This window comes from Methylocaldum sp., assembly GCF_039794385.1.
Lineage (GTDB): Bacteria > Pseudomonadota > Gammaproteobacteria > Methylococcales > Methylococcaceae > Methylocaldum.
Map to the genome: position 1 here is coordinate 18,144 of NZ_JBDIVO010000029.1, position 10,753 is coordinate 28,896.

14 protein-coding genes are annotated in these 10,753 nt (G+C 56.7%); all 14 read right to left on the reverse strand.

Translation table 11 applies throughout. From position 1 onward, the window contains the following. Positions 1-5 precede the first annotated feature (5 nt). On the reverse strand, positions 6-1,112 hold the full coding sequence (locus tag ABJK70_RS04730) for a substrate-binding domain-containing protein (protein WP_240502622.1): 1,107 nt from the start codon (positions 1,110-1,112) through the stop codon (positions 6-8). Positions 1,113-1,275: 163 nt separating this feature from the next. Continuing rightward, positions 1,276-2,307 carry an OmpA family protein gene (locus ABJK70_RS04735; RefSeq protein ID WP_077732019.1) on the reverse strand — a complete coding sequence of 344 codons (1,032 nt, stop codon included), beginning with the start codon at positions 2,305-2,307 and terminating at the stop codon, positions 1,276-1,278. 128 nt (positions 2,308-2,435) lie between these two features. Then, positions 2,436-3,401, reverse strand: coding sequence for a substrate-binding domain-containing protein (locus ABJK70_RS04740; protein WP_156881161.1), 966 nt, complete (start codon positions 3,399-3,401; stop codon positions 2,436-2,438). Between the two features lie 77 nt (positions 3,402-3,478). Continuing rightward, positions 3,479-4,804 carry a phosphate regulon sensor histidine kinase PhoR gene (phoR, locus tag ABJK70_RS04745; protein WP_133717997.1) on the reverse strand — a complete coding sequence of 442 codons (1,326 nt, stop codon included), beginning with the start codon at positions 4,802-4,804 and terminating at the stop codon, positions 3,479-3,481. Between the two features lie 200 nt (positions 4,805-5,004). Next, positions 5,005-5,697: a phosphate regulon transcriptional regulator PhoB gene (phoB, locus tag ABJK70_RS04750; protein ID WP_077732022.1), complete on the reverse strand. Its 693-nt coding sequence runs from the start codon at positions 5,695-5,697 to the stop codon at positions 5,005-5,007. 141 nt (positions 5,698-5,838) lie between these two features. Beyond that, positions 5,839-6,381: a disulfide bond formation protein B gene (locus tag ABJK70_RS04755; RefSeq protein WP_077732023.1), complete on the reverse strand. Its 543-nt coding sequence runs from the start codon at positions 6,379-6,381 to the stop codon at positions 5,839-5,841. Between the two features lie 75 nt (positions 6,382-6,456). Continuing rightward, positions 6,457-6,666, reverse strand: coding sequence for a dodecin (locus ABJK70_RS04760; protein ID WP_086133680.1), 210 nt, complete (start codon positions 6,664-6,666; stop codon positions 6,457-6,459). 36 nt (positions 6,667-6,702) lie between these two features. Then, positions 6,703-7,749, reverse strand: a complete 1,047-nt coding sequence (locus ABJK70_RS04765) for a formate dehydrogenase subunit gamma (protein ID WP_086133681.1) — start codon at positions 7,747-7,749, stop codon at positions 6,703-6,705. Between the two features lies 1 nt (position 7,750). Then, the gene (locus tag ABJK70_RS04770; protein WP_086133682.1) at positions 7,751-7,933 is read right to left on the reverse strand and encodes a hypothetical protein; all 183 of its coding nucleotides are present in this window, start codon (positions 7,931-7,933) and stop codon (positions 7,751-7,753) included. A gap of 5 nt (positions 7,934-7,938) precedes the next feature. Continuing rightward, complete coding sequence (gene fdh3B, locus ABJK70_RS04775; protein WP_077732027.1) at positions 7,939-8,556, reverse strand: formate dehydrogenase FDH3 subunit beta; 618 nt, start codon at positions 8,554-8,556, stop codon at positions 7,939-7,941. A gap of 414 nt (positions 8,557-8,970) precedes the next feature. Then, positions 8,971-9,540 (reverse strand): Uma2 family endonuclease, encoded by a 570-nt coding sequence (locus ABJK70_RS04780; protein WP_077732028.1) that lies wholly within the window; start codon positions 9,538-9,540, stop codon positions 8,971-8,973. Position 9,541: 1 nt separating this feature from the next. Beyond that, positions 9,542-9,772 carry a hypothetical protein gene (locus ABJK70_RS04785; RefSeq protein WP_077732029.1) on the reverse strand — a complete coding sequence of 77 codons (231 nt, stop codon included), beginning with the start codon at positions 9,770-9,772 and terminating at the stop codon, positions 9,542-9,544. Continuing rightward, positions 9,741-10,031: a BrnT family toxin gene (locus tag ABJK70_RS04790; protein ID WP_347257469.1), complete on the reverse strand. Its 291-nt coding sequence runs from the start codon at positions 10,029-10,031 to the stop codon at positions 9,741-9,743. Before ABJK70_RS04790 ends, ABJK70_RS04785 begins: the two co-directional genes overlap by 32 nt. Beyond that, the coding region (locus ABJK70_RS04795; protein ID WP_347257470.1) for a formate dehydrogenase subunit alpha at positions 10,028-10,753 on the reverse strand (726 nt) is incomplete at its 5' end. The genes ABJK70_RS04790 and ABJK70_RS04795, both read right to left, overlap by 4 nt.

The window sequence follows — 10,753 nt, forward strand, 5'->3', positions numbered from 1 at the left end:
CGACCTTAGCGAGCCACGCGCTGCGCATCCGGCAAGCTTCGGCTTGCGGCGACCGTGTCGATCGGTGCCGACATCGGCTTTCGCTTCTTCACATCTGCTGCGTAGAGTTTACGTTCTTCCGCGGACATCGGGACCAATCCCAGCTGAGCAAGATAGCCTTTCTCGCCCCACGCTTTGTCATTCGTAAACTCGGCGAGATATTGTTGCAGCCCCTTCACTTTGCCGACATGATCCGCCTTGAAATAGAGGAACAAGGGTCTGGCGATGGGGTAACGGTTTGCCGCAATGCTCTCGACACTCGGGACGGCTCCGTCGATACGAGCGGCATTTAGCCGATCGGTATTGCCCGCATATTGTTTGTACGACACAAACCCCAACAGCCCGGGGTTCTTGGCCAACATGGCCGCTATCGCATTTCCGCTTTCTTCGATATAGGCGCCATCGCTGCGGGCGGTGAAGCAGACTTCCTTATACTTGGCCTTCTGCGTTTCCTTCCAAGCGGCAATGAAGGGAAAACTCTCGCACCCAGCCTTCGAGACGGCCTCTTCGAACAGTTCACGTATGCCGGAACCGATCGGCGGAGCGACGACTTCGATCTTCGTATCGGGCAGCGACGGATTGATGTCTTTCCAGGTCTTATAGGGATTCGGGACCAGCGTGTCGCAATTCTTGCATTTAGGATCAGGCACCTTTTTTCCTAAAGCCAAAAACAACTCTTTCCGGGTGATATCCAGCGCCGGCACCTTCTTGGAGTGCGCGAGCACTAGGCCGCTATATCCGATCTTTACCTCGACGATGTTCTTTATGCCGGATGCCTGACAGGCTTCGAATTCCGATTTTTTCATCGGCCTCGAAGCATTGACGATATCGGGAGATTCGCCGGTTTCGGGCTCGCAAAACAACTGAATTCCACCGCCGGTACTGTTCGACTCGACCCATGGCCGTTTGATCTTGCCGGACTTGCTGATTCGGTCGGCCACTGCATCGGCAAACGGCCTAACAACATTCGAGCCGTTAATATGCACAAAGCCGCGCATTTCGGCAGCGGATGCAGCCTGCATCATCAGAGGCGCTGCAAACAATGCAGCGAAAAAATTAACACGCTTATTCACAATTTACCTGCGGACGGGTTGCACGAGGAACGAACCAGCACAATAGCCTAGTTCCACGACATTTTAGTATTAAAACGAGCAGAAAAAACCCGCTCCGGGGAGCGGGTTTTTGATTGACGGCGGTTGCTATCAGGCAACCATGCCGCTTGATATTGCGGTGTATTTATTCACCCATAAAGACCAGCTGAACGCGGCGGTTCTGCTCGCGACCGGCTTCCGTGCTGTTGTCGGCGATCGGATAGTCCTCGCCGTAACCTTTCGCATACAGTCGGTTCTTCAAGCCTGCGGACTTCAGGTAATCTGCCACCGATTGAGCACGGCGCTGCGAAAGCTTCAGATTGTACTGAGAGCTTCCTTCGCTGCTGGCGTGTCCCTGGACTTCTATATCGCGCATTTCGTTTGAAGCAACGAGCTGCTCAACAACACCGTCCAGAATGCTTTTCGCGTTCTCGGTGAGCTCGTCCGAGTTATATTTGAAGTTGACGCCCTTAAGCTCGATTCTGATCGGACAGCCTTGGTCGTCGACTTTCGAGTCAGCCATGGTGCCGGGGCACTTGTCGTCGCAATCGTTCACGCCGTCACGGTCAGAGTCGCGGGCAGCACAATCGTCTGCGGGCGCGGGAGTAGGTTCTGCTTCTGCCACGGCTCTCGGTTTCTCGCCGAAGGGAACAACAAAGCCGAGATTGACGACCATGTCGTGGAAATCGTCTTCGTTCCGGTATACGCCGCCATTTCCTTCGTAGACGTAGCGATAACGGACATCGCCGCGGAGCAGGAAGTTGTCGTGCAACTCATAAGTCGCACCGACGCCAGCCTCGCCGATGAACGATGCGCCGCTTCTGCCGGCTGCGCTGGTATTCATGCCACCGGCGCCGATAACCGCATACGGCGAGAACACATCGCGCATGAAGTAATACTGCAGGTCCACGGTGCCGCCGGTAAGATCGCCGTTATAGCCCTTGCCATTCAGGTGTTGCCAAAAACCTCTGACCTCGGCATTGAAATATTCGTTGATGATCTTACCGATTCCCAAGCCAGCGCCCCAATCGTCTTTCGCATTACGGTCGCCGCCCGGATTGAAGTATGTGCCGAACGGGGCGACATACCACCGATCATCCATAAAATGCTCCTCGGCCTGCACTGCTGTCGCCGCGACGCTTGCTATGCCCAAAGCAATTAGAATTTTTTTCAACATATCCATCTCCCTGTAGTTGGAATACCAACAAGATTTGAAAACTTACAACAGGCACAATCTTAGTCGCGGATCAGCCGCGGCGCAACTGAATTGAAGGAAAATGCTCAATTCAATAGTTCGGCCCAACCTCAGGGTTGCCCTGTGCCAATCAATTTCTGTTCCTTTTTTGCAACATCCGGGGTAACCGGGATGTATCCGTAGCGGCTGGCAATTTGCTGACCTTCCGCCGACAGCACAAATCGGACGAAGTCCGCTTGCACACCCGCTAGCGGTCTATTCGGGCTCTTATTGACATATATATGGAGAAACCGCGTCAGCGGGTAAGCACCGCTAACGGCATTGCGCTCGCTCGGCGCAACAAAAGGCATATTCGCGTCTACCGCCAGCGGTACTGGCTTCACGGATACAGTTGTCGAGTCGCCTCGGCCGTAACCGATGGCATTCAAGGATTCACTCACGGCACCGGCGACCGATCCGGAATCGGGCCGCACCTGAACGAATTCACCCAGTGCGCCTCCGCACAGGACTTGCTCGCTAAAATAATCGTACACATCGTCGGCGGATCCGATCGCAAATACCTGTAACGGCCGGGTTCGCCATTCCCCGATCAAGCCCAACGCTCCCCAGGTCGCCAGGTACTGAGCACCTCGACACATCGGCGAACGCGAGAAAACTGAGCCGGCCTGGGCCAGCGTCATGCCTCGGATCGGATTATCCCGGTGTACGAAAATCGTTACCGCATCGAGAGCGACTCGAATCGGGGTTGGCTTGTAACCGAGTTTTCGCGAAAAACCATCGATTGCCTCGCGGTTCAGCCGATAGCCGACGTAAATCGCATCGCCGCGCGCCTCGTCGAATGCGCCCGGTGAAGCGAGCGAGCGGGCCGGGCGCAAGCGAAGCGTAGCCCCGGCATGATCTCGCTGAAACGCGCTGGTCCAATCCCGGATCAGCCTGCCGAGGTCACTCGCCCCGAGCTCGTCGCTGCCGGCATCCCCGCTGATGGTCTCCGCCCCTTCGGATGATCCGTAGACGGCACCGGCGCCTCCAGCCAAAAGCACCGCAGCGAGAAAGAGGTGAATTCCCTGCCGTATCAAACCCGAAAACCGACGGCTCGGCTGCCCACGCGAGCCGAGACGGACGGAACCGGCAACTCGTCTATCCGCTCTGGATATCACATTCTTTGCGCGAGCTTGGCATCGGTGCGGGAGTCGACCCGCACGATTCGATCTTCGGGGAAACTACAGCTGAAGCAACTGCCCCGCCCGAGCGTGCTCGCAATTTTGAGCTCTCCGCCGTGCCGGGACAGCGCATGCTTGACGATAGCCAATCCAAGCCCGGACCCGCCTTTATTCTTACATCCGTCAACGGCAACCCGGTAAAACCGTTCGGTAAGCCGCGGCAGATGGTGTTGCGCGATGCCCGGCCCGGTGTCCTCGACGTCCAGCCTAGCTCCCTTGCCCTCGCAGCGCCAACGCACGGTAACCCGGCCCGTGGCTGGCGTATATTTCACCGCATTGACGATCAGGTTTGAAAACGCGCTGCGCAATTCCTGCTCGGCGCCCAGCAAATGGGCGTCGGTTTCGAGGACCAGCTCGATGGCGGGGTGTTCGTCGGCCAAGAGCTTGACCTCGTCGCAAATGTCTTGCAGCATCGCCGGAACGTTTATCCGCTTTTGCACCGTCTGATGCGCCGCCGACTCCAATCGCGTCAGTGCAAGAAGGCCGTCGACCAAGCTTTCCATCCGGGCCGTCTGTTCCTCCATGCGCTGAAACACTTTCAGATGCGATTCCGGCAGAGATCCATCCACCTGGCCCAAGGTTTCGAGATAACCTTTCAAGACCGTCAGCGGCGTGCGCAGTTCGTGGGACACGTTCGCCACGAAATCGCTGCGCACGCGCTCCATAAATCGCAGTTGAGTCACATCCTGCGCGACCAGAAGGCGCAAGTCTTCTCCATAAGGCACGATGCGAATTTCAAGCTGCATGTTTTCGGCGAGGGGCGATGGAATGCTGACCGTAGCACGATAATCGGCAGTCTGGAGGTATTGGCTGAGCTTCGGATGGCGCAGCAGATTGCCGATCTGCTGGCCGATATCGCCACGGCGCAGCCCCAGCAGGCGCTCGGCCGCTTCGTTGAACCAATCGATTTCATCCCGAGGCCCCAGCACCACGGTTGCATCCGGTAATGCCGCCGTCGCCGTGCGGAAACGCTCGAGCATCCGGATGAGCTGCTTTTTGCGACGCTTGTTGCGTCGCCTCAAGCGATAGATGAGGTAATAGATTTCTTCCCAGACGCCGTTGCCCTGAGGCGGCTGGCCGGATCTGCCGCTGCGCAGCCAAACCAGCAGCCGATTTGCATAAAAAAGCTGTCTCGCCAGATAGGCCAGCAGACAAAACCAGAGCACGACGGCGAAACTGTTCAGGACCTTACCGAGGAAAGTGCCAACTAACAGTGTTAAAAAGAGAAAGGAAAATTCCGATCGCCAGGGGCTCGACATGAATCAGGTTTGGTCAGGGGTTGTAAAAAAACCGTCGCGAGCGGTTCGAGTCCGCGCCGACAAATCGGCAGGAATGCCGATTTGCACGGCAGTTGCCGCCCACAGGGTGCCGGACACGGAGGTCCGGCATGAAAAGCGCAGGCGTACAAAGGGGTACGTTGAGCATCGCAGGTGCGGACTCGAACCGCGCAGTAGGTTTTTCACAAGTTTTCAGAAAAACGGTATCCGAAACCGCGCACCGTCTGGATAACCTCCTCGCGGTCATGTTCGGCCAGGATCTTGCGCAGGCGCCGGATGTGGACATCGACGGTGCGTTCCTCGATGAATGAACTTCGTCCCCAAACCTGGTCGAGCAACTGGCTACGGCTGTAGACCTTGTCGGGATGGGTGAGGAAGAATTCCAATAATCGGTACTCAGTCGGACTCAGAATAACGTGGCTGTCGGCAATGCTAACCCTATGTTCGTCGACATCCAACGCGATCCCGCCAATCTCGATTCTTCCGCCCTTGCCGTACTTGTTGCTACGCCGAAGAACCGCCTTGATCCGCGCTATCAATTCGCGCGGCGAGAACGGTTTGGTGACATAATCGTCGGCCCCGACATCCAACCCCCGGATTTTATCTTCTTCCTCGCCGCGAGCGGTGATCATGATGATGGGAATTTCGCTATATTGTTTGTCTTTCTTGAGACGGCGAGCCCATTCGACGCCGCTCAAGCCGGGCAACATCCAGTCCAATAAAATCAGATCGGGAACCGACTCATTCAAGGCCGATTGCGCCTGGTGGGTATCCGCAACGGCCCTGACGGCGAACTCGGCCTGTTCCAGGACCAAACCAAGCATTTCACGAATCGCATCTTCATCTTCGACAACGAGCACGTTTATCACGGACATTCTCGATACTCACTCCTTCGGATAATCGTTCAATGTACGTTGCAAATGTGACCTTTCCGTGACATGTGTATCGGCAAAGCCACAACTGTCGAATCTCGCCATCATTATCTAATGATGCCTTAATGCTTCGCGTTAACGCCTTCAGCGAAACGGCAGTTCGCTCTTAGTCGAAAAATATCGTTGATCTCCACGCACAGCCGAACTGTTCCAGAATTGGGTAAGGCTGAGCAGCGCCAAGATGAAGAAGCTGATCAACACCCAGGCGGGCATACTGAGCCCGAGCAGCGTCCAATCGACTTTGGCGCAGTCTCCGGTCCCGTTCAGCATCGCCTTGAGGGTCTCGGTCAAGGGAAAATACTGGAACATGTATTCCAATCCCGGACCGCAGGCCGGCACTTCCTCCGGCGGCAAATGCTGCAGCCAGACATGCCGGGCCGAAACCGTTCCGCCCAGCACGGCCATGACGAACCCAAGAATCGCGTAGACCTTGACCCCAGTCCTCTTCGGATTATGCAGAACCGCAACCAGCATCACCAATGCGACGGCGAAAACCATGATGCGCTGGGACACACATAGCGGACAGGGCTCCAGCCCGCCGGAAAATTGGAAATAAAGAGCGGCCGCGAGCAGCCCCATGCAAAACAGAAAACCAACGAGAAAATAGAATCTGGGCTTGAAAACCATGTGAATTCCCGAAAATTAGAAAGCCTTCGACCACGAAGGGCGATTTTGGACGTCCATACGAATGTAGCGGTTGACTCAGTCTTCGATCCGAAATCCGACCTTCAAGACCACTTGATAATGGGCGATTTTGCCGTTGGCAATCTGCCCCCGCGTTTCGACAACTTGGAACCAGTCCAGGTTCTTGACCGTTTTCGATGCTTTTTCTATGGCATTTCGGGTGGCCTCGTCCGTTCCGTGCGGCGAAGTCCCGACGATTTCGATCAGTTTATAGACACGGTCCGTCATAGCCATCACTCCTTCAGGTAAGAAAATAAAGAGACATCACGAGGCGATGTGGCTCGTCTCCGGAAGGGGCGGCCTGTCGGGAACCGAAGAGCCGGATTCGTCCGCGGCGAGTTGCTCGCACCACAAATCATGATGCTGAATCGCCCAGCTCTTGTCGACTCTTCCGCGCACCATGCCTTCGAGTGCTCCTTCCGTCCCGATCGTGCCTATATAGATGTGTCCCAAGGCTCCCGCCATCAGAACCAAAGCGAAAACGACATGAATCAGATGCGACAGTTGCAATAGCCAACGTTCCTGGCCGAAATTGGGAAAATCCAGCAGCAGACCGCTCGCACTCACCGCCAGCCCGCCGCCCGCCAAAATCCAGAACCACATTTTTTCGCCGGCATTCATGCGTCCGGCGGACGGATGGCGATCGCCGACCATGCCTCCGAAGGCCCTGAGCCAGTCGATATCGATCCGGCTCGGAAGATTGTCCCTGACCCACGCGACAAACATGAGCAACAAACCGACGATGAACAAGGGGCCGATGAAGTTGTGCAGCAGCTTGGCAATCTCGGCGTAGACGGAAAAGGCCTTATGCCCCACGAGCGGAATCAGCAGCGCTCGACCATAGAGCAAACTCAAACCGGTAATCGCCAGAAAAATGAACAGCAGCGCCGCGTACCAATGCAGAACCCGCTCGGCGAGCGTCCAGCGCACCAGGGTTTCGCCGGATCGGGGCTGGCTGAGCTTTACCTGTCCGCGCCAGAGATAAAACGCTCCGAGCGCGAAAACCACAACTCCCAAGAGAACGCCGCCGTAGCTCGCTATGGGGCCGTTCCGGAGCCGCCGCCAATTCTGGCCGCCGCCCTGGATCAGAACGTTCGTCTCCTGTCCCTTGACCGCGGTGTAGCCCTGAACGCCTTCCCGCACCTGCCGCCAATAGTCGGATCTGGGATTCACCACCGATTCAGCCTTGTGCAGTTCGTGTCTCTCGCCTTCATGGGCTCGCAGCGTTCCAGAGATCGCCAGCAGAACCAGCATGAGCGCGAAAGCCGACAAAATCCGCCAAAACGACGCTTTTTGAACTTGAGTCATCATGCTAACGGTCGCTCTGTACGGTCTTGAAGCGCAATCTCAACTGTTCCCGCCGGTAGCCCGCATCGCCCATGTGGCGGTCTTCCTTGCCTTTATATTCATGAGCCCGGTGCAGAGTCACGTCCGGATCTTCGTAACAGCCTTGCAGGATTGGAATGATCAGCAAGAACAGGCCAAGCCGTCTCATGCTGCCTACCCTTCCTTGTAAGCGGTCTCCCAGCCCCAGGGCTTGCCCTGCGGCTGGCGCTGCAAATCCGGATTGTCGTTGCCGGCGCGGCGAACCACCCGTTCGCGGAAGATGTCTGCCACCATGTCGGCGTCGCCCGCGAGCAGCGCCTTGGTGGAACACATTTCGGCGCAGAGGGGAAGCTTGCCCTCGGCTAGACGATTCCGGCCGTATTTCTTGAACTCTTCCTCGGAATGATCCTGTTCCGGACCGCCGGCGCAAAACGTGCACTTGTCCATCTTGCCGCGCGCGCCGAAAGCGCCGTCCTGCGGGTATTGCGGAGCACCGAACGGACAGGCGTAGAAGCAGTAGCCGCAACCGATGCACAGGTCCTTGTCGTGCAGCACTACGCCGTCCTCGGTGGTGTAAAAACAGTCCACCGGACAGACCGCCTGGCAAGGCGCATCGGAACAATGCATGCACGCGACGGAAATGGTTTTCTCTCCAGGCAATCCGTCGTCCAGCGTGATCACCCGCCGACGATTGACGCCCCAAGGGACTTCGTGCTCATTTTTACACGCGGTGACGCAGGCGTTGCATTCGATGCAGCGCTCTTCGTCGCAAAGAAACTTCATTCGGGCCATGGTTCAAATACGTTTGGAACAATTAAATCCGACAGTTCAAATGACCTTGAATCGCCCCTATCCTGGCAATGTGGTTAAGCTGTCAGCCGGCAGGGAATATCGGAATGACAGGCTTAGAATTCGGCCGCCAATAACATCCTGTTCTACTTGAAAACGATTGTAGGGTGAGTTAGGCGCGCTGCCACGAACCATTCCATGACAACGGGACTCTCTGCGCGCCGTAACCCACCGGTTCCGAGGCCTTGCGTGGTGGGTTACGGCGCGCGAAAGCACCACAGGAACTTTACTGGTTCCGTGCGATGCGCGCCTAACCCACCTTACAACACGAATCGGAACATTGTTTTCAGCCATACCCGCAACTTAAAGGCATTGACCTTTTACTTTACCCCTTCAAAACCCGTCCCGTCGGAGTCCTCACGTCCATAGCTCCGCCAACGAAAAAGTGATGGCGTCAAACGGCCGCATCGATACAGGGTCTTCGTCTTTCAGCGTAGCCAGCAGCACCCAAAAGCCCTCGCGCAACTCGAACGCTTCCAGGGTCCGCTCGAGCGGGTCGACCAGCCAGGCATGAGCCACGCCGTAGCGGGCGTACAAAGGCAGCTTGATGGCGCGATCTTTTTTCTCGGTGCCGGGCGAGAGGATTTCGCACACCCAATCGGGCACCACTTCGAAGCGATGGTCTCTCGGAATCTCCGGCATCCGCTCGCGCCGCCAGCCGGCCAGATCGGGCACGGCGACCTCGGTATCTCGGACGAAGTGGACCTCGGGTTCCGGAAGAATCTGCCAACGACCGGAGCCGCTTCGAGTTTTGCAAAAAGGAGGTACGAGTGAGCAGAGCAATCCACCCTTCACCAGATGCTGTGGGCCTGTGGGGCGGGTTTCGGTATACAACCGAGCGCCGAGCACTTCCCCGACCAGATTTTCCGGCAAGGCGAGCAGACATTCATACGACGTCGGCACAGCAGCGCTGTGACCCTGAGTCATGTCAATCTACTTCTGGTTTGGTCGGACGCTCCGAACGCTTGGCAATCTCGATTAAGAGGCGCAACGCTTCGTTTACGGCATCGGCATTTGGGAACGCCTCCGCTACATCAGGTTCCAAGCGAACCACGTCACCAAACGCTTTTCGTTTCGGCCCGAACCGTCTTACTCGTAAACTCTTCAGGTCGTACTCCGACCGAAGTTCATCGTTCAGTTCCGTATCCACCTTGCTCATACGCTTTTCGCTCCGCTTTGGTTGCCTCTCTCGCACTAATCAAGCGAATACTATCCTCTCGTTCCGTATAGGACACCAATAACAAACGCCCGTTTTGAGTTTCCCCCACGAGGATATAACGATGTTCGTCTTCGGAATGGTCTGGATCGTAAAAGTCGATAAATAAAGGATCGCTGAAAGCCGTGCAGGCTTCTTCAAATGAGACACCGTGCTTCGCTTTATTGGTGGCAGCTTTCTCTTTATCCCATTCAAACTTCATTTCTCAGTCACTAAATCCGGCTCTATCCGGCACAGCGAAACCTTGGTCTCCTGCATCGCCGTTACCGAATCGTAGCCGTAGGTGAACACGATGTTGCAGGATTCGCCCAGCACGTACGGCGCGCTGCCTTCCGGGTATTTCGGCCGCAAGTCCTGCCCCTCGTAGTGCCCGCCGAAATGGAAAGGCATGAAGACGACGCCCGGTCGGACCCGCTCGGTGACGAAAGCCATGACGCTAATCCTTCCGCCTTCGGGGCCGGCGACCCACACCTGTTCGCCGTGCCGCACCCCGGCGTTGTTGGCGTCGCGCGGGTTGATCTCGACGAACATGTCCTGCTGCAGCTCGGCCAGCCAGGGATTGGAGCGGGTTTCGTCGCCGCCGCCTTCGTATTCGACCAGGCGTCCCGAAGTCATGATCAACGGAAAATCCTTGCTGAAGTCCTGCTGCTGGATCGAGGCGTAACGGGTCGGCAAGCGCCAGTAACGCTTGCGGTCCTGGTAAGTCGGGTATTTCTCCACCAGATCGCGGCGCGGCGTGTACAAAGGCTCGCGGTGGATCGGCACCGGATCGGGGAAGTTCCACACGATGCAGCGGGCCTTGGCATTGCCGTAAGGCGCACAGCCGTGCTTGATCGCGACCCGGATGATGCCGCCTGAAGGATCGGTCTTCCAGTTCTTGCCCTCGGCCAGTTTCTTTTCCTGCTCGGTCAAATCCTTCCACCA